Raw genomic sequence first — 17,215 nt, 5'->3', positions numbered from 1 at the left:
GGCCGGAAACCTAGTGCAGATGACCCATCGGGGAGGCATGATAAGGGGCGCAAATGATCGGGTTCTACGCAGAGACAGGAAGCGGCGATGGACGATTACGATCCCGCACTGGAAGAAGTCTTCTCACATCTCATGATGCTGGATGAACTTGGACCACGGCTAGGAAAGGTAGTCCGCCGCACCTTCGACATGCTTCTTGACGGCCAGCACACCGGCCGCTTCCGATGGGAGCAACTCCATAAAACGGAAAAGACGCACTGCGGAACGCTGATTGAGATCAACCTGCAACGCGAGTTCGGATTCGCTGATGGACATGTTCTCGACTACTCCATCGCGGGACATGAAGTTGATTGCAAATATGCACAGAACATAGCGAGCTGGATGATTCCCCCCGAGGCTGTTGACCAACTCATCCTGGGGCTCTGGGCCAACGACAAGAAGGGGCGCTGGAGCGCTGGTCTGGTCCGAGCCAGCGAGGAAAACCTCAACCCTGGGAGAAACAGGGACGTCAAGCGCACCTTAAATCATACCGGCCGACAGGCTATTCGCTGGCTGTTCAAGGACGAACCGCTTCAGGAGAACATCCTCCTCTCCTTGCCCGACGACGACATCGACGCCATCTTCCGCTCCACGAGCGGGCAGAAGAGAATCAATGAACTTTTCCGGCGTGTCCAGGGCAGACGCATAAGCCGCACGGTAGTTGCAACGGTGGCGATGCAGGAGGACTACATGAAGCGGGTACGCGGCAATGGCGGGGCTCGTTCAGCACTACGTCCGGAAGGCATCGTGATTTTCGGGCAGTACCGTAATCACGTTGAGGCAGCCAAGGCTCTTGGCCTCCCTACCCTTGGCCCCGGAGAGTCGATGAGCATTCGGCTGGCGCGTAAGCGTGCACACCATGCTGGGCTGCCGTCCATCACGCTGAACGGCGAAGAATGGGTGGCAGCCTTGCCAGATGATCCTCCAGAAATGGCACCCGAGCTACCCGACATCGGCCCGCTAGGCAGATGAGACACGCTGCCACGCGCCTACCGACGGCGTCAGCATCGGCTTAGGCAAAAAGGCGATAAGCACCAGATCAGCTTCAGCCGACGGGGAGAAGCCGGGCCTCCTTCGAGAGGCTGCTTCTCCCCGCTACGCATCTTCCACTGAAGCCACGCCGAGTGCCGGATACCCGCAACTGCGGCTTAGATGGATGGCGAACCTAGCAGTATCAGCTGATCTTCGACCGATACTTATTGAACAACTCGTGCCGTCGATGGTCTTCCTGCCCGAGGAACGCCTTGAACTCACCGAGCTTGTACGCCACGTCACCATTCGATCGGGGAACTTCCAGCAGCTCGAAGTCGTGACTGAGATGGTTGAGATGGCGTTCGACCTCAGGCAGCTCCATCGGCTTGCCATCATCCGCAAGCTTCTGCACGATCTGCTCGACAGTTAGCGGCCGACTGTTCTTGACCAGGATCTTGTAGACCGGATCGGTCGGCGTATCGGTGTCTTCCACCAAGGTGCGGCGCGGGCCTTCCTTGAGCAGCGCTTTTCTGATAGCTACGCCTAGCGCCTTTGCTACAGGCGGGGGAAAGGCATTGCCGATCTGCCGGTACTTAGACGTCTTCCCGCCAAGAAACTCCCAAGCGGCGAATTCCTCGCCGTACCATCCCTGAATGCGAGCCACCATTTCGACGGTCAGCATCGGATGCTTGGCGCCCTTCACCCGTGGATTATTGGGCCCAGGCGGGACGTCGGCCACGCCCTTCCCATCCACTCCCATCGCTTCCCACGCGGCCTTGGCTCTACTGGGGCCGAGGTCTGCTCCACCATGCTTCTTTGACCCTCCCACGATGGTGGGAGCGATGTCGTTCGCCCCTCGAACCCACTCTTCGAGCCTCTCGGGCGACCAGTCTCCGCGGGCCATGAGGTCCCTGAGCAGCTCGCCCACCGTAGGCGGCTTTTCGGTATTCTTCTCAGGCCAGTCAAAGTACTCTGCGTATTCGGGCCGCAAAGCGACCAGCACGAACCGGGGGCGGAGCTGCGAGACGCCGTAGTCGTTTGCCTGCAGGAGCTTCCACTGGGCGACATAGCCATGCTCCTTCAGCCGGTCTAGGACACGCTGGCGATAAGCGGTGAACCTGGTGCCAGCCAGACCTTTGACGTTCTCTAGCAGGAGCGCCTTCGGCTTCATCTGGCCACACAGTTCCACCGCCCACGCAAACAGATCGCGCTCGTCAGTGGCTCCAAGCTGCTTGCCCGCGATGCTGAAGGGCGGGCATGGCACGCCTCCAGCTAGCAAATCCACGCCCTCGTATTCCTTTGGCTTCCACACGGAGGGGTCAGCCACGTCGCCAATCCTGACGGTTTCCTCAGCCTCCTTCTTGTCATAGTGAAAAACTTTGACGAGGTTATGCCGGAGTGTCTTTGCTGCTTGCGGGTCGAGCTCAATCGCCAGGGCATGCCGGAAACCTGCCCGTTCCAGCCCGAGGGACTGCCCCCCAGCGCCGGCACAGATTTCCACAACTCTGAGTGAGCCCTCAGGCGTCCCCGCCAAGGTGCTGGCGGCATCGGACATCGCAGCTTGATCCCGCTCTGAGCTGGCACTTCCCGGGCTTACTGGCTGATCATCAGCTTTCGCCAGGGTCTCGAGGACGTGAGAGTGCTTTCTGGTCACAAGGACCCCTTTCGTAGCCCAGAGGAGGCAAGGGACAAGCGGTCAACTGTATCTTCGCGGAGAGCACTGTTGGCTGTACGCCCGTTGGGACGAGTGTGAGCGAGAGCAAGAGAGCCCAAGCCCGGCAACGGGCTCATGAGCGGAGGACCTATCCTGCGCCGCTCAACGAGGGTCGGTCGCGCAACATGCAGGCCAATCGGCGATCTAACACCAAACCCGAGGTTGCCCTGCGGAGTGCGCTGCACCGCCGTGGCTTGCGCTACAGAAAGGACCTCCGCCTTGATCTGGGCGAGGTCAAGGTCCGCCCTGACATCGTCTTCACGGCCAAGAAGGTCGCGGTCTTCGTCGACGGCTGCTTCTGGCACGTCTGCCCGGAGCACGGTCGCCAGCCCACGACGAACGAGTGGTACTGGGCGCCAAAGTTGCGCCGGAACATGGAACGCGATCAGCGCGTCAACGCCGCCCTCGAAGCAGCCGGCTGGCGGGTGATCCGGCTTTGGGAGCACGAAGCACTGGCCACGGCCGTTGAGACGGTAGTGGCCGCCGTGCAGCCAGATGCCGAACATACGAGCGAGACTAGCGCGCCTGGCTGACAATCCCGCAATCGGAACCGGACAATTGGCACCGCACCAAAGGTAAAGAATTTCCGATCTTCTGCGGAGCCTCAGGGGACACCTAACCCCCTGAGAGCGGTCCTCTAGTACACGTTTGTGCACCCCGGCAACAGTTCCGGCGACCCGTCCTTCGCATCCGTGGCCAGCTCCCTCACGATCGCCGGCGTGCCTGTGCGTTCGTGGCAGGTGAGTCCCAGTTATGCCGGATACGCAGGTAATCGAACCTGTCTTCCCGCTCCTCCCGTACGCGCTGGTGACGTCGGCGGAGGGGCGTGGGTGTGATGCGGAAGCTCGGGCTGATCGCGGCGGTGCTCGTGGCGCTGGTCGGTGGGGTGGCGTATGCCGTTGACTCCGGGGCGGCCGATGGGCCTCGCCCGGCTATGCCGCTCATCTACGAGGCGTATACCGAGCGGGCGCATGCGCAGATTTCCGCCGACAGCCTGCGGGATCGGGGGGCCGAAGGTGGTGGCGGCCTCTGCAGGTGGGCGGATCACGCTGACCGGGTTGCTGGGGAGCCGGCGGCTTGAGGAGACCTCGTCGGTGGCGCGGTTCCGGATCGAGTGCTGGGTCCGGAGCCACGTTTCGTTCACCGCCTACCAGCGGGTGACCTTTCCTCCCTACATCGATCCGACCGTTCCGCCTGAGACGGTGCCGGTGACGGGGACGATGGAGGTTCCGCCTTGTCAGCGGGTCACGAACGGGTGAACGGTCCCTACAGCGGCCAGATCTGCATCGTCGTCGGGGCTCGGGAAGGGGATGACCTCGGGGCGTCGTGCCGGCAGTTCCTTGTCGTGAGCGGGCAACTGCCGGGGCCTGAGCTGCCGGCGCTTGAAGCGGCCGGGGTGGTGACGTTATGGAGGGCCGTACTGAGGCGGAGCTGAAGTCGGTCGAGGAGAAGGGGGCCTACACCGTCATTCAGGGGCTTGAGGGCAAGTACTTCTTTCCGACGCGGGAGCAGGCGGAGAGTTTCAAGCGGCTCGCCGGGGAGCGAGGATGGGGGACGTACGTGGTCACGCAGGCGGAGATCGACGCGCGGCACCTGGCGAAGGCGGAGTCCATCGCGGCGGCCGGGGAAGGGCCCGCATACTTCCTGCGGAACGGGCTGGTGCGGCTGGTCAGGCTGGTGAGGGTTTTCCGATGACGGTGCGGGCGAGGGTGGCGTTGCGGGTTCCTGGGCTGAGGCAGCCGATGCCGCTCCCGACTCGGTCGCTCATGGCTCGTATCGGGACCGATGAGCAGGGGCGGCCGCTGCTGCTCGGGGCTGAGGTGGACGTTCCCGGTGCGGTCTCACTAACCCCTGGTCAGGGCGAGGTCGTGGGTGAGGCTGAGTTCTGGTACGAAGACGCGGCCCAGTACGTCGTTCCCGCCGCCGAGCTTCCCCTTTGGGCGAAGTCGGCAGGCTCAGGGTGCTCGACGTGCTCAGCCGTCCCTGACACGGGTGGGGAGGGGCTATCCAGCCTTCTGTTGCGGCGGTGTCCGACTCGTCGGGGGTCGGGGTGGCGGCCTTTGCCGGTTTTCGCGGGGGTGGATGGCGACAGCCGCTGGGCTCAGGAGGTGTGGCGGCTCTTTCCCTCCGTGACGCCTTCTCCAATAACAGGGCAGGTAGAAGGGGTGATTCCAGGGTGGCGATCATGAGGGTGGCGGACATGTGGTTCGATCCGTCCTGCCCGTACTCCTGGCTGACCTCGCGCTGGCTGCTCGAGGTGAGCCGGGTGCGGCCGGTCGAGGTGCGATGGCACGTCTTGAGCCTGTCGGTGCTCAACGAGGGCCGTGACGAGGACCCGGAAGGGGACACCGAGGGCTATCTGTGGGTGCCGGCGCGGGTCTGTGCGGCGGTCAGGCGCGCGCACGGGCAGGAGGCGCTGGGACGGTTCTACACAGCACTGTGGACGACGGGCGAGGGCGACTGGCCCGGTGATCTGCGTACGGCGCTGGAAGCGGCCGGTCTGCCGCCCGACCTCGCCGAGGCAGGGCTCGGGAACGAGTACGACGACGAGCTGCGGGCCTCAACGGCCGAGGCGCTGCGTCTCATCGGCGGTGAGCATGTGGGGACTCCGATCGTGGCCGTGAGCGAAGAAGGAGCCGCCCCGGTCGCGTTCTTCGGGCCGGTCATCTCCAAGGTGCCCACCGGTGAGGATGCCGGGCGGCTCTGGGACGGGACGTTGCTGGTCGCATCAACCCCGGGCTTCCACGAGCTCAAGGGCGGCCCGCCCCGCCAACCGGAGCCTTACGGAACGTGAAGAGTTGAGCCGATTCCGTGATACGGGCCCGCCGGCGGAGCTATCTTGTGGGACATCCCCGCACAGCGACGGACAAGAGTTCTCATGGACGAGCCGCACGTGATCACCACCGAGTGGGTCGACGCCCCCGACGACATCTCCTACCGCGACTACGTCGCGGGCACGTACAACACCTTCCGCTGCACCTGCGCGGTCCCGCTGCTGGACCGGGAGGCGGCGACGCTGCACGCGGCCGAGTGGGGCCGGTGCGTGGTGTGCCTGGGGTCGGGCACGGTCTCGATCGCCCCTTTCCACAGCGACGGCTGCGAGAGCTGCGCCGGCTCGGGAGCGGGCCGGCCGGGCGCGGTGGTGGTGCAGGCACAGGTGACCGAGGACTTCGTCAGGGAGGTGGCGGAGCTGCTGCCCGCGGAGTTCGGGTTGCCGGATGTGGTGGCGGTGCTGCAGGAGCACATGCCGCCGGAGTGCGGCTCGATGGAGACGGTGTTCTCGGTGGCGGCCGGGCTGATCCGCTATCTAGAGGTGCAGGGTCTCGTGGTGCTGGCCACGGCGCCCGACTTCGTGCCGGGTGAGGGTGTGGAGCAGCGGTACGGCGACCCCCGGTGGATTCGCACCCCCTGAGAAGACGATCTTCCATCCCATCGGACGGCGGTATCGGCCCGTCGGACGTCTGTTTCGGCATTCAGCGTCCTGCTGCAACGTCCGTGACAGCGAGCGTCCGCTAGAAGATCGGCAGGACGTCCACGCCGCGTTCCTCCTCGCTGCGCGCCCCGAAGATGCGGCGCTCCGACTCGGCGATCCGTACGTCGTTGATGCTGGCCTCCCTGCGCCGCATCAGCCCCGACTCGTCGAACTCCCACTGCTCGTTGCCGTAACTGCGCCACCACTGCCCTGACGGGTCGCGGGACTCGTACTGGAAGCGCACCGCGATCCGGTTGCCGAGCACCGCCCACAGCTCCTTGCGCAGCGCGTAGTCCAGCTCCCTGGCCCACTTGCGGCGCAGGAAGTCGATCACCGCGGCGCGGCCGATCAGGTGCTCGTCGCGGTTGCGCCAGACGGTGTCCTCCGTGTACGCGAGCGCCACCTTCTCCGGGTCGCGGGTGTTCCAGGCGTCCTCGGCGGCCTGGACCTTGACGCGGGCGGTCTCCTCGGTGAAGGGCGGGAAGGGCGGGCGTGACATGTGCAGGCCTCCTCAGCTGATCGTCGGTCGGGTCAGCTTAGGCACGTACCCACGACAGGCCCGCCCAGCCGCCTCACAGCAGCTTGTCGAGTGTGATCGGCAGGTCTCCGACGCGCTTCCCAGTGGCGTGCCGTACGGCGTTCGCGACCGCCGCCGCGACCCCCGTGATGCCGACCTCACCGATGCCGACGACGCCGAGCGGCATGGTCGGGTCGGGGACGCCGACGTCGTGCACCTCGATGCGCGGGATGTCGGCGTGCACCGGCACGTGGTACTCCGACAGGCTGGGGTTCACGATGCGGCCGTTGCGCGGGTCGACCAGCGTCTGCTCCGACAGCGCGAGCCCGATGCCCATGACGACGCCGCCGCGCATCTGGCTCGCCGCCGTCTTGGCGTTGACGATCCGGCCGGCGTCGAAGGCGCTGAGCCAGCGCGCGACGCGCACCTCCATGGTGTCGGGATCGACGCGCACCTCGCAGAAGTGGACGGCGGTGGCCGCCTTGACGTAGCGGCGGCGGTCGCGCAGCGTGCGCAGGACGAAGCCGAGCATGCCCGACTTGATCGCGGCTTCGACGTGGTCGCGCCCCGCGGCGGTGAGGATGTCGGCGTACGTCTGCCCGCCCCCGGCGTGGTGCAGGCCGCTGTCGCGGGCGTGGAGGTCGTCGAGGCGGTGGCCGCGCAGCGGCGAGCCGGGCACCCGGCGGGCCAGGGCGAGCACCTCCTTCTTCACCTTGGCGCAGGCGGCGATCACACCGGCGGCGACGCTCGCGGTCTGCACCGAGCCTCCGGCCATCGGGCCGTCGGGGAGGTCGGAGTCGCCGTACTCGACGCGTACGGACTCAAGGGGCACCCCCAGCTCGTCGGCCGCGATCTGGGCCTGCGCGGTCGCCGCGCCCATGCCCATCTCCTGCATCCCGCAGCGCACCACCACCGTGCCGTCGGCGTGCAGCCGCACGGTGACGCTCGCGGGCAGGATCATCGCCGGGTGGTACGCGGTGGCCACGCCCATGCCGACGAGCAGCCGCCCGTCGCGCATGGCGCCGGCACGCGGGTCGCGCCGCCGCCAGCCGAACAGCTCGGCCCCTTTCGTGTACGCCTGCCGCAGCGTCCGCCGGGTGAGCTGCTGCCCGCCCACCGGGTCGCGCTCGGGCAGGTTGGCCAGGCGCAGCTCGATCGGGTCCATGCCGAGCTTCCAGGCCAGCTCGTCCACGGCCGACTCCAGCGCGAAGGTGCCGATGGCCTCGCCTGGAGCCCGCATGAACGTGGGGGACAGCAGGTCGAGGGTGATGCCCGACTCGCGCAGCAGGATGTTCGGTGCCGCATAAAGGTGGCGGGAGGCGGAGGTGATCGGCTCGGGCGCGCCGCCGATCCTGCTGGTCCTGGCCACGCTGGTGTGGATGAGCGCGGTCAGCCGGCCCTGCTCGTCGGCGCCCAGCGCGACCCGCTGCGTGCTGGGGGTGCGCCCGCCGACCGTGCGGTAGACGCCTTCGCGGGTGAGCACGAGGCGTACGGGGCGGCCGGTGGCGCGGGCGGCCAAGACGGCGAGCAGCGTGCCGGGCCAGACCGAGCCTTTGCCGCCGAACCCGCCGCCGACGTACGGCGAGAGCACCCGGATGTCGGGCTCCGGCACCCCGAACCGCTTCGCGAGGTGCTTGCGCAGGAAGGCGATGCACTGCGAGGGCTCGTGCACGGTCAGCTTGTCGCCGTCCCAGACGGCGGTGGTGGTGTGCGGCTCGATCGCGTTGTGGTTGAGCGGCGGCGTGGTGAACGTCAGATCGACGGAGACCGGCGCGGCGGCCAGCGCCGACTCGGCGTCGCCCTTCTCCGCGTTGTGCTCCATGATCATGCTGTTCTTGAGCGGTACGGCGTTGGGCAGCTCGGCGGCGAAGTCGACCACCGAGGGCAGCTCCTGGTACGTCACCTTCACCAGCCCCGCCGCGTACCTGGCGGTCTCGGGCGTCTCGGCGACCACGACCGCGACCGGCTGGCCGTTCCAGTGCACCTCGTCGGTGGCGAGGTAGTCGACGTTCGTGCCGGACGCCATGGCGCTGAGGTCGATCGGGCCCCCTTTGCCGAGTGGCTTCATGGCGGGGGCGTTCTCGTGGGTGAGCACCTCGATCACGCCGGGCACCGCGCGGGCGGCGGAGGCGTCGATGGCGGTGATGCGGCCCCGGGCGACCGTAGAGTGCACGAGCGCGGCGTGGGCGAGGCCCGGGTAGTGGTGCTCGGCGGCGAAGCGGGCCTGGCCGGTGGCCTTGGCGGTGCCGTCGATCCGGTCCACGGCCCGGCCGACGTAGGGGGTGCGGGTGACGGGCTCGGCGCGGGTGATGGTGGTCATCGGGCGGTTCCTTCCGTGGTCAGCTCGCGCAGGGTGGCCACGATCGTGCTGCGGGCGAGCCCGGCCTTGAACGCGTTGGCCGGACGTACGGTGGCCGCCGCCAGCTCGGCCTCGGCGGCGCGGCGGAAGGCGTCCTCGTCGGCCGGGCCGCCGGCCAGCAGCCGCTCGGCCTCCCTGGCCCGCCACGGCTTGGTGGCGACGCCGCCGAGCGCCAGCCGGACCTCGGCGATCACGCCGTCGCGCACGTCGAGCGCCGCCGCGACCGAGACGAGGGCGAAGGCGTACGAGGCGCGGTCGCGGACCTTGCGGTAGCGGGAGGGCGCGGCGAACGGCGGCAGCTCCACGGCGGTGATCAGCTCGCCGGGCGCCAGCGCGTGCTCCACGTCGGGGGTGTCCCCGGGCAGGCGGTGGAAGTCGGTGAGCGGGATGCGGCGGGTGCCGTCGAGACCTTGTACCTCGACGACGGCGTCGAGGGCGGCCAGCGCCACGGCCATGTCGGAGGGGTGGGTGGCGATGCAGTGCTCGCTCACGCCGAGGATCGCCGAGCCCCGGTTGAACCCGTCGAGCGCGTCGCAGCCCGCGCCGCGCTCGCGCTTGTTGCAGGAGGCGTCGGTGTCGTAGAAGTACGGGCAGCGCGTGCGCTGCAGCAGGTTGCCGCCCACGGTGGCCATGTTGCGCAGCTGCGCGGAGGCCCCGGCGAGCAGCGCCTGCGACAGCATCCGGTAGCGGGTGCGGACCCGCCGGTCGGCGGCCAGGACGCTGTTGCGGACGAGCGCGCCGACCCGCAGCCCTCCGCCGGGCAGGTCGTCGATGGTGTCGAGCGGCAGGCCGGTGACGTCCACGACGGTGTCGGGCTGCTCGATGCCCTCGCGCATGAGGTCCACGAGGTTGGTGCCGCCGCCGAGGTAGCGGGCGCGCGGCTCGGCGGTGGCGGCCCGCACGGCGGCCTCGATGTCGGCGGGCTTGACGTACGTGAACGGCTTCATCGTCCCGGCTCCCCCGCCCCGTCCGTGGAAACGTCCAAGATCGCCTGGACGATGCCGTTGTAGGCGCCGCAGCGGCACAGGTTGCCGCTCATCCGTTCCCTGATCTCCTGCTCGGTCAGACGGGGCGGCGCGTCCTGCCCGGTCGTGACCACGCTGGGCTGGCCGGCGGCGTGTTCGGCCAGCATGCCGATGGCCGAGCAGATCTGTCCCGGAGTGCAGTAGCCGCACTGAAGGCCGTCGTGGCGGACGAACGCCTCCTGCAGCGGGTGGTCGACGCCCTCGATGGTGGTGATCTCGCGACCGTCGTACTGGACGGCCAGCGCCAGGCACGAGTTGATCCGGATGCCGTCGACCAGGACCGTGCACGCGCCGCAGGCACCCTGATCGCAGCCCTTCTTGGGGCCGGTGACGCCGAGCCGGTCGCGCAGCGCGTCGAGCAGGCTCACCCATGGCTCGATGTCGAGGCTGACGACGTCGCCGTTCACTTTCATCCGTATATCGGTCACGCGATCTCCTCACGGTGCGGTCTAGGCGGGACGGTAACAGGACAGCGTTCACCTAACAAGAGAACGGCGTTCTCTTATCGCCGCGAGCTATGCTGCTGAAGTCATGACGAGGGCGGCGTTTCGCCGGGCCAGGCGGCCCGAGCACAAGCAACAGCGGCGGGAGGCGATCCTCTCCGCGGCCCGCGAGCTCGCCCGTACCTCCGGCGTGCGCAACGTCAGCCTGGGCGCGGTCGCCGAGGCCGTCGGGCTGGCGAAGTCCAACATCGTCCGCTATTTCGGCACCCGTGAGGAGATCTACCTCGTGCTGCTCGCCGAGGAGTGGCGCTCCTGGGCCGACGCCGTACGCGCCGCTCTCCGCCAAAGCTCCGAGCCCGGCTCACCGCATCGGATCGCCCTCGGCCAAAGCTCCGAACACGGCTCACCACAACGGATCGCCCTCGGCCAAAGCTCCGAACACGGCTCGCCGCATCGGATCGCGACGCTGCTGGCCGACACCCTGATCGAGCGCCCGCTCTTCTGCGACCTGCTCAGCCACTCGTCGACCACTCTGGAGCACAACGTCTCCGTCGAGGCCGCGCGCGCGTACAAGGTCACCGCGCTCTCGCTGGTCGCCGAGCTGGGCGAGCACGTGGCCGCGGCCGCGGGGCTGAGCCCGCGCGAGGGCGCGGAGCTGGTCGGCGCGGCGTGCGCGCTGGCCGGCATGCTCTACCAGGCGTCCAACCCGCCACCCGCGCTCGCCCAGGTCTACGCCGAGGACCCCGCGCTGGACGCCGCCTGCCCCAAGATGGAGCCCTCGCTCGCCCGCGCGCTCACGGCGCTCGCTGCGGGCCTGCCGGCGCTGCGCGAGCAGCAGCCGGGCTGAAACTTTCACCCGGATCCAGGCATTCCCGACCGCCTGAGCCCCTCGACCTGTACATCGGAGCGATTTGCACGGACCATGTGTGCCCGCCAACCTAACCGGTTAACAGAGAAGGGCACCCCTCCATGAGCACACGACTCGGGGCCGCCGCGGCGGCGCTCCTGTCGCTCCTCCTCACGATGCTGATCGCCCCCGCCTCGCCGGCGCAGGCCGCCGCCGGGCTGCGGGTGGACGGCACCAGGATCGTCGAGGCCAACGGGAACGCGTTCGTCATCCGCGGCGTCAGCCACGCGCACACCTGGTACACGAGCCAGACGGGCGCCTTCGCGCACATCAAGGCGCTGCGCGCCAACACCGTACGCGTGGTGCTGAGCGGCGGCAGGTGGCCGGCCAACGGCACATCCGATGTCGCCAACGTCGTCTCGCTCTGTCGGCAGAACCGGTTAATATGCGTGCTCGAAAACCACGACACCACCGGGTACGGCGAGCAGAGCGGCGCGTACACGCTGGACCAGGCCGTCGACTATTGGAACAGCGTCAAGAGCGCGCTCACCGGCACCGAGGACTTCATCATCGTCAACATCGGCAACGAGCCGTACGGCAACAACAACGTCTCGGCCTGGACGGACGCCACGATCGACGCCATCACCCGCATGCGCGGCCTGGGCTTCCAGCACCTGCTGATGGTGGACGCGCCCAACTGGGGCCAGGACTGGCAGTTCACGATGCGCGACAACGCCCAGCGGGTGGCCGACGCCGACCCGCAGGGCAACACGGTCTTCTCCATCCACATGTACGGCGTCTTCGACACCGCCGCCGAGATCACGGCGTACCTGGACGCGTTCAGGACCGCCGGGCTGCCGCTGGTGATCGGCGAGTTCGGGCACAACCACTCCGACGGCGACCCCGACGAGGACACGATCATGGCGCAGGCCCAGGCGCGCGGCATCGGCTACATCGGCTGGTCGTGGAGCGGCAACGGCGGCGGCGTCGAATACCTCGACATGGTCGATGATTTCGACCCGGCCAGCCTGACCTCCTGGGGTGAGCGCATCTTCAACGGCGCGAACGGCATCGGCCAGACCTCGCGCGAGGCGACGTTCTTCAGCGGCGGCACCTCCGACACCACCGCCCCCACGACGCCCGGCACCCCATCCGCGTCCGGCGTGACCGCCACCGGCGCCACCCTCACCTGGGCGACCTCCACCGACGCGGGCGGCTCGGGCCTCGCCGGCTATGACGTCTACCGCGAGCAGGGCGACGACGACACGCTGCTCGGCCAGAGCGCCACGAACTCGATCACGCTCACCGGCCTGACCCCCGGCACCGAGTACGAGGTGTACGTCAGGGCCCGCGACGGCGCGGGCAACCAGTCGGCGGCCTCGCCGGCCACGACGTTCACCACCGAACCCGGCGGCGGGAACGGCGACGGCGGCTGCACCGCCGAGGGCACCGTACAGACCCAGTGGAGCGACGGGTACGTGGTGCAGCCGGTCACCGTCACCAACGACGGCGACTCCGGCATCACCGGCTGGACGGTCACCTTCACGCTGCCCGCCGGGCACACGCCGGCCGGGTCGTGGAACGCCTCGCTGTCGGTGAGCGGCCAGACGGTCACGGCCAGGAACGCCGCCTACAACGGCACGCTCGCCCCGGGCGGCTCGACCGGCTTCGGCTTCCAGGTGAACCGGCCGAGCGGCGACACCGCCACCGTCTCGTCCTTCACCTGCGCGGCCTCCTGACGTGGAAGAGCCCTCCTCCCCCACAGCTACCCAGGGGGGAGGAGGGCGGCCCGTCCCGGCCCCGGCGGAGGGTTCCGGGGCCGGGACAGGCGTCAGCGGGCCGTCACGGTGGCCTTGGCGGCGATGGTCGTGCCCGCCACCTGCCCGTCACGGTGAACGTGCCCGGCTCGGCGTACCGCTCGGGATCGACGGCCTCCCAGGTGACGGCCACCGAGCTGTCCTTGGAGCCGTCGTTGTACGTCGCCACGACCGTCTTCGGCAGCACCGGCGCGACCCCCGCCCTGGTCGTGACGGCCTCCTCGGCGATCGAGGTGATGGTCACCGCGTCGGTGGCGCGCACGTACACGGTGGCCTGGGCGGGCTCGCGCACGCCCTCGGCGAGCCCGGCGACGGTGAAGCCGGTGCCGCCGGTCTCGACCTGGTCGGGCGTCACCTGCTGCCAGGTGACCGGGGCCCGGCTGCGCGCGCCGTCGGCGTAGACGGTCTCGACGGTGTCCGGCAGCTTCGGCAGCACGCCCACGAGGGTGGGCACGTGCACGGGCCGCACCTGCTGTCCGGGCAGACGGGGACGGTGGGGCTGCTCACCTCCGACAGCGTCGGCCGGTTCGGCATCCCGGTGCTGCTGGGCGCGGAGGACGCGTTCGGGGCAGGAGAGATGGCGGTGCTGCTGTGCGACGCGCGCGGCGACGCCATCAGGGAGCAGCACCACATCCGCGCGCTGCTGTCGCGGCGCGTCGACGGGCTGATCGTCGTGGGCGAGAGCACCAACCCGCGGCCGTCGATCAGCAAGGACCTGCCGGTCCCCGTCGTGTACGCCTACGGCCCTTCCGAGGACCCCGACGACGTCTCGTTCGTCCCCGACGACGTGGGCGCCGCCGAGATGGCCGTCAACCACCTGCTGGCGCTCGGCCGCCGCCGCATCGCCCACATCACCGGCCCCATGCACTACAAGGCGGCCCGCGACCGCGAGGAGGGCCTGCGCAGGGCCCTCGCCGCGGCGGGCGTCGAGCAGGCGGGCGGCACCCTGTCCGGCGTGTGGTCGCAGCGGTGGGGGCGGCACGCCGCCGAGATGCTGCTCATGGCCGAGCCGGAGATCGACGCGGTGTTCTGCGTCAGCGACCAGATCGCCGCCGGGTTCGTCGAAGCCGCCCGGGAGCGGGGCCGCCGGGTGCCCGACGACATCGCGGTCGTCGGCTACGACAACTGGGAGGTGCTCTCCACCGAGACCAGGCCCGCGCTGACCACCGTGGACATGAACCTGGAGGTGCTCGGCAGGACGGCGGCCCAGCACCTGTTCGCGGCCATCGACGGCAAGGCGACGCCCGGCGTGCACGCGCTGCCCTGCCAGCTCGTCATCCGCGACAGCACGGCCCCACCCGGCATCTCCTGACCGGCCGTGGGCGCGGGCCCATGCCCGCCTTGGCCCGAGAGCCGCGGTCCCGCCACCCCGGAGCCGGCGCGGTCCCGCCACCCCGGAGCCGGCGCGGTCCCGCCACCCCGGAGCCGGCGCGGTCCCGCCACCCCGGAGCCGGCGCGGCCCTGCCTCCGCAGCGGCTCGCGATCGGCCGCCACCCCGGAGACCCGCGTCGGGCGCACCGCCCGCCCCTTCCCCTGGACCGCACGCCCGGCCACCGGCGGGCGGGCGGTTCGTGAGGGCGGTGCGGACGCACGATCTCCGGGGTGGTTTCCTATACCCATGCCTGATCTCGTGGTGGACGGCGGCGACAAGCTGTGCGTGCAGTTGCTCATCGAGTTGCGCGGCCACGTGCGCAAGGCCGGCCCCGGCGCGGTGATCCACCTCATCGCCACCGATCCCGCCGCCTCCGTGGACCTTCCCGCGTGGTGCCATCTGACCGGGCACACCTACCTCGGGCCCGTCGAGGGGGCGGAACGCCCGACGTACGCGCTGCGCGTGGCCGCGAGCGCCAAGGAGACGCAGGACACCAAGCCCTGGCACGCGGCTTAAGCGGTTAATATCAGTCCGTGAAACGTCCCACGATCGCCGACATCGCCAGCCGGGCGGGGGTCTCCAAAGTAGCGGTCTCCTACGCGCTCAACGGTCAGCCCGGGGTGTCGGAGGCGACGCGGGCCAGGATCGTCGCCATCGCCGAGGAGATCGGCTGGCGGCCCAACAGCGCGGCCCGCGCACTCAACGGCGCGCGGGCCAACTGCGTGGGGCTCGCGCTCTGCCGGCCCGCGCGCGTCCTCGGCGTCGAGCCGTTCTTCATGGAGCTGATCAGCGGCATCGAGGGCGTGCTCGCCGACCGCTCGTACGCCCTGCTGCTGCAGGTCGTCACCAGCCACCAGCAGGAGATCGAGGTCTACCGCACCTGGTGGGGCGAGAGCCGCATCGACGGCGTCTTCCTCGTCGACCTGCACTACTCCGACTCCCGCGTGGCCGAGCTCGAACGCCTCGGCATGCCCGTCGTGGTCATCGGGCACCCGTCGGAGTCGGGCTCGCTGTCGGCCATCTGGTCCGACGACGGCCAGGCCGTACGCGAGACCGTCGGCTACCTGGTGGCGCTCGGCCACCGCCGCATCGCCAGGGTGGCCGGGCTGCCCGAGCTGGTGCACACGGCGGTGCGCGACCAGGCGTTCGTGCAGGCGTGCGAGGGCGTGGCACAGCACGTCATCGTGCACACCGACTACACCGGCGAGGAGGGGGCGCGCGCCACCAGGCGGCTGCTCAGCTCGCCCGACCGGCCCACCGCCATCGTGTACGACAACGACATCATGGCCGTCGCCGGGCTGTCGGTGGCGCAGGAGATGCGGGTGGAGGTGCCGCGCGACCTGTCCATCGTGGCATGGGACGACTCGCCGCTGGCCCGGGTCGTACGCCCGCCGTTGACCGCTCTCACCCGCGACATCCCCGCGTACGGCGCGCACGCGGCACAGCGCCTGCTCGCCTTGATCGCGGGCGAGAGCGTGCCCCCGTACGAAGACCAGGCCGCCAGCCTCACCCCGCGTGGCAGCACCGGCCCCGCCGCCTGACGGAGTCCCTGCGCGGCACGTGCCGCGGGCGATGGGCGGGGCGGCTGGCAGACCGCCTCTCCCCGCTCTCGCGGCACGTGCCGTCCCCTCCTTCGCGGCGTTTCCTTCAGGGCCGCCTCCGCGTCCCCCGCGCGGAGACGGCTCCGTACAGAACGAGTGCGCGAGAGACCTGCTGAGTACCTCTGTACCCGAACGTGACCTGAAAGGGAGCTAATCGTAACCTTTCGCGCAGGGTCGCAGGCGTTCCGCGCAGGGTCGCAGTCGGTGCGCGAAGGGACGCGGACGGTTCGCGCAGAGACGCAGGCGATGCGCGCAGGGGCGCAGGCGGTTTCGCGCAGGGTCGCGGGCGGCGGCAGAAGGCGCGTAAGGCCAGGTCGGCCGGGTAGGCGGCCCCGTATGACCGATGCCTTCGACACCGACATGCTGTGGGAGCAGTTCCACCGGACCGTCAACATGAACTCCGAGGAGCTGCGCGTCTTCCTGCTCGCCGACGCATCCGGCGAGGAAGGCTCCCCCGCCGACCCCGACCTGGGCATCGACGAGCTGGGCCGGGGCGTGCTGCATGTCCTGGCCAAGCGCAAGGGCGACCTCACCGGCACCGACCTCGACGTGATGCGCCGGGTGGTGGAGCTTGTCGAGACCGTCGGCGACCGTACGGACGACGAGTCCAGAAGGGAGCTGATGACGGTGGGGCACGACCCGCTGAGAGGATGACCGCATGATCGACCCGCGTCCCTGGATCGAGGGGTACGTCCGAGCCTGGAACTCCAACGACCCTGACGACATCGCCGCCCTGTTCACCGAGGGCGCGGTGTACTACCCGGAGCCGTACAGCAGGCCCTGGCAGGGGCGCGAGGAGATCATCTCGCAGTGGCTGGCCCGCCAGGACAAGCCGGGCGAGACGGACTTCCAGTGGCATCCGGTTTGCGTCACCGATGACGTGAGCATTATCCAGGGAGTCACGACATATCCGGACAAAACGTTCAGCAATCTATGGGTGATCCGGTTCGCACCCGACGGGCGGTGCCGGGAATTCACCGAATGGTGGATGCGGCACGACCTCAAGTGATGCAATGGGCCGAGCCGTTTTCACCCGA

The 17,215-nt window shown here is 69.2% G+C and carries 18 protein-coding genes; 12 read left to right on the top strand and 6 right to left on the bottom strand.

All coding sequences use genetic code 11. The annotated features are described in order from the left end of the window. The first annotated feature begins 87 nt into the window (after positions 1-87). Complete coding sequence (locus WBK31_RS39285) at positions 88-1,011, top strand: NaeI family type II restriction endonuclease (protein WP_364068142.1); 924 nt, start codon at positions 88-90, stop codon at positions 1,009-1,011. A 202-nt stretch (positions 1,012-1,213) separates the two neighbouring features. On the opposite strand, the gene WBK31_RS39280 is transcribed toward WBK31_RS39285, so the two are convergent. After that, positions 1,214-2,566: a DNA cytosine methyltransferase gene (locus tag WBK31_RS39280; protein WP_406674044.1), complete on the bottom strand. Its 1,353-nt coding sequence runs from the start codon at positions 2,564-2,566 to the stop codon at positions 1,214-1,216. Between the two features lie 194 nt (positions 2,567-2,760). Between WBK31_RS39280 and WBK31_RS39275 the strand changes: the two genes are divergently transcribed. From WBK31_RS39275 to WBK31_RS39260, 4 genes are all read left to right on the top strand, one after another. Next, the gene (locus tag WBK31_RS39275) at positions 2,761-3,258 is read left to right on the top strand and encodes a very short patch repair endonuclease (RefSeq protein ID WP_364068146.1); all 498 of its coding nucleotides are present in this window, start codon (positions 2,761-2,763) and stop codon (positions 3,256-3,258) included. An 874-nt stretch (positions 3,259-4,132) separates the two neighbouring features. Beyond that, positions 4,133-4,420, top strand: coding sequence for a hypothetical protein (locus WBK31_RS39270; protein ID WP_364068148.1), 288 nt, complete (start codon positions 4,133-4,135; stop codon positions 4,418-4,420). Between the two features lie 490 nt (positions 4,421-4,910). Continuing rightward, on the top strand, positions 4,911-5,519 hold the full coding sequence (locus WBK31_RS39265; RefSeq protein ID WP_406674043.1) for a disulfide bond formation protein DsbA: 609 nt from the start codon (positions 4,911-4,913) through the stop codon (positions 5,517-5,519). Positions 5,520-5,603: 84 nt separating this feature from the next. Next, positions 5,604-6,137, top strand: a complete 534-nt coding sequence (locus WBK31_RS39260) for a hypothetical protein (RefSeq protein WP_364068152.1) — start codon at positions 5,604-5,606, stop codon at positions 6,135-6,137. A 100-nt stretch (positions 6,138-6,237) separates the two neighbouring features. On the opposite strand, the gene WBK31_RS39255 is transcribed toward WBK31_RS39260, so the two are convergent. The 4 genes from WBK31_RS39255 to WBK31_RS39240 form a co-directional block, all read right to left on the bottom strand. After that, the gene (locus tag WBK31_RS39255) at positions 6,238-6,696 is read right to left on the bottom strand and encodes a nuclear transport factor 2 family protein (protein WP_378785432.1); all 459 of its coding nucleotides are present in this window, start codon (positions 6,694-6,696) and stop codon (positions 6,238-6,240) included. Positions 6,697-6,769: 73 nt separating this feature from the next. After that, on the bottom strand, positions 6,770-9,034 hold the full coding sequence (locus tag WBK31_RS39250; protein WP_406674042.1) for a xanthine dehydrogenase family protein molybdopterin-binding subunit: 2,265 nt from the start codon (positions 9,032-9,034) through the stop codon (positions 6,770-6,772). Next, entirely contained in the window at positions 9,031-10,020 is a 990-nt protein-coding gene (locus WBK31_RS39245) for a xanthine dehydrogenase family protein subunit M (protein WP_364068155.1), read from the bottom strand. Before WBK31_RS39245 ends, WBK31_RS39250 begins: the two co-directional genes overlap by 4 nt. Next, positions 10,017-10,511 carry a 2Fe-2S iron-sulfur cluster-binding protein gene (locus WBK31_RS39240; RefSeq protein WP_364068384.1) on the bottom strand — a complete coding sequence of 165 codons (495 nt, stop codon included), beginning with the start codon at positions 10,509-10,511 and terminating at the stop codon, positions 10,017-10,019. Before WBK31_RS39240 ends, WBK31_RS39245 begins: the two co-directional genes overlap by 4 nt. Before the next feature lie 118 nt (positions 10,512-10,629). Between WBK31_RS39240 and WBK31_RS39235 the strand changes: the two genes are divergently transcribed. After that, positions 10,630-11,388 carry a TetR/AcrR family transcriptional regulator gene (locus WBK31_RS39235; protein WP_406674041.1) on the top strand — a complete coding sequence of 253 codons (759 nt, stop codon included), beginning with the start codon at positions 10,630-10,632 and terminating at the stop codon, positions 11,386-11,388. Positions 11,389-11,510: 122 nt separating this feature from the next. Beyond that, positions 11,511-13,127 carry a cellulase family glycosylhydrolase gene (locus tag WBK31_RS39230; RefSeq protein WP_406674040.1) on the top strand — a complete coding sequence of 539 codons (1,617 nt, stop codon included), beginning with the start codon at positions 11,511-11,513 and terminating at the stop codon, positions 13,125-13,127. Between the two features lie 103 nt (positions 13,128-13,230). On the opposite strand, the gene WBK31_RS39225 is transcribed toward WBK31_RS39230, so the two are convergent. After that, positions 13,231-13,665 carry an Ig-like domain-containing protein gene (locus tag WBK31_RS39225; protein ID WP_378785438.1) on the bottom strand — a complete coding sequence of 145 codons (435 nt, stop codon included), beginning with the start codon at positions 13,663-13,665 and terminating at the stop codon, positions 13,231-13,233. On the opposite strand from WBK31_RS39225, the gene WBK31_RS39220 reads away from it, so the two are divergent. The 5 genes from WBK31_RS39220 (at position 13,660) to WBK31_RS39200 (ending at position 17,187) form a co-directional block, all read left to right on the top strand. Further along, complete coding sequence (locus tag WBK31_RS39220) at positions 13,660-14,517, top strand: substrate-binding domain-containing protein (protein ID WP_378785440.1); 858 nt, start codon at positions 13,660-13,662, stop codon at positions 14,515-14,517. The two genes, WBK31_RS39225 and WBK31_RS39220, sit on opposite strands and share 6 nt — an antisense overlap. A 306-nt stretch (positions 14,518-14,823) precedes the next feature. Then, on the top strand, positions 14,824-15,093 hold the full coding sequence (locus tag WBK31_RS39215) for a sulfurtransferase TusA family protein (protein WP_406674039.1): 270 nt from the start codon (positions 14,824-14,826) through the stop codon (positions 15,091-15,093). A 17-nt stretch (positions 15,094-15,110) separates the two neighbouring features. Beyond that, complete coding sequence (locus WBK31_RS39210; protein ID WP_364068167.1) at positions 15,111-16,118, top strand: LacI family DNA-binding transcriptional regulator; 1,008 nt, start codon at positions 15,111-15,113, stop codon at positions 16,116-16,118. Between the two features lie 396 nt (positions 16,119-16,514). Next, on the top strand, positions 16,515-16,832 hold the full coding sequence (locus WBK31_RS39205) for a DUF3140 domain-containing protein (protein ID WP_364068169.1): 318 nt from the start codon (positions 16,515-16,517) through the stop codon (positions 16,830-16,832). Positions 16,833-16,836: 4 nt separating this feature from the next. Then, positions 16,837-17,187 (top strand): nuclear transport factor 2 family protein, encoded by a 351-nt coding sequence (locus WBK31_RS39200; RefSeq protein ID WP_364068171.1) that lies wholly within the window; start codon positions 16,837-16,839, stop codon positions 17,185-17,187. The last annotated feature ends 28 nt before the right edge of the window (positions 17,188-17,215 follow it).

Source organism: Nonomuraea sp. N2-4H, assembly GCF_045291505.1.
In the GTDB taxonomy this organism is placed as follows: domain Bacteria; phylum Actinomycetota; class Actinomycetes; order Streptosporangiales; family Streptosporangiaceae; genus Nonomuraea; species Nonomuraea fastidiosa.
The sequence above is the reverse complement of the archived record's forward strand: the minus strand, read 5'-3'. Positions and strand labels throughout refer to the sequence as shown.

Bases quoted from the DNA above. Each gene is read 5' to 3' on its own strand.
- WBK31_RS39205 (WP_364068169.1), top strand. From the start codon at position 16,515: ATGACCGATGCCTTCGACACCGACATGCTGTGGGAGCAGTTCCACCGG.
- WBK31_RS39250 (WP_406674042.1), bottom strand. From the start codon at position 9,034: ATGACCACCATCACCCGCGCCGAGCCCGTCACCCGCACCCCCTACGTC.
- WBK31_RS39260 (WP_364068152.1), top strand. From the start codon at position 5,604: ATGGACGAGCCGCACGTGATCACCACCGAGTGGGTCGACGCCCCCGAC.
- WBK31_RS39235 (WP_406674041.1), top strand. From the start codon at position 10,630: ATGACGAGGGCGGCGTTTCGCCGGGCCAGGCGGCCCGAGCACAAGCAA.
- WBK31_RS39255 (WP_378785432.1), bottom strand. From the start codon at position 6,696: ATGTCACGCCCGCCCTTCCCGCCCTTCACCGAGGAGACCGCCCGCGTC.
- WBK31_RS39265 (WP_406674043.1), top strand. From the start codon at position 4,911: ATGAGGGTGGCGGACATGTGGTTCGATCCGTCCTGCCCGTACTCCTGG.
- WBK31_RS39285 (WP_364068142.1), top strand. From the start codon at position 88: ATGGACGATTACGATCCCGCACTGGAAGAAGTCTTCTCACATCTCATG.
- WBK31_RS39270 (WP_364068148.1), top strand. From the start codon at position 4,133: ATGGAGGGCCGTACTGAGGCGGAGCTGAAGTCGGTCGAGGAGAAGGGG.
- WBK31_RS39200 (WP_364068171.1), top strand. From the start codon at position 16,837: ATGATCGACCCGCGTCCCTGGATCGAGGGGTACGTCCGAGCCTGGAAC.
- WBK31_RS39240 (WP_364068384.1), bottom strand. From the start codon at position 10,511: ATGAAAGTGAACGGCGACGTCGTCAGCCTCGACATCGAGCCATGGGTG.
- WBK31_RS39245 (WP_364068155.1), bottom strand. From the start codon at position 10,020: ATGAAGCCGTTCACGTACGTCAAGCCCGCCGACATCGAGGCCGCCGTG.
- WBK31_RS39280 (WP_406674044.1), bottom strand. From the start codon at position 2,566: ATGTCCGATGCCGCCAGCACCTTGGCGGGGACGCCTGAGGGCTCACTC.
- WBK31_RS39215 (WP_406674039.1), top strand. From the start codon at position 14,824: ATGCCTGATCTCGTGGTGGACGGCGGCGACAAGCTGTGCGTGCAGTTG.
- WBK31_RS39230 (WP_406674040.1), top strand. From the start codon at position 11,511: ATGAGCACACGACTCGGGGCCGCCGCGGCGGCGCTCCTGTCGCTCCTC.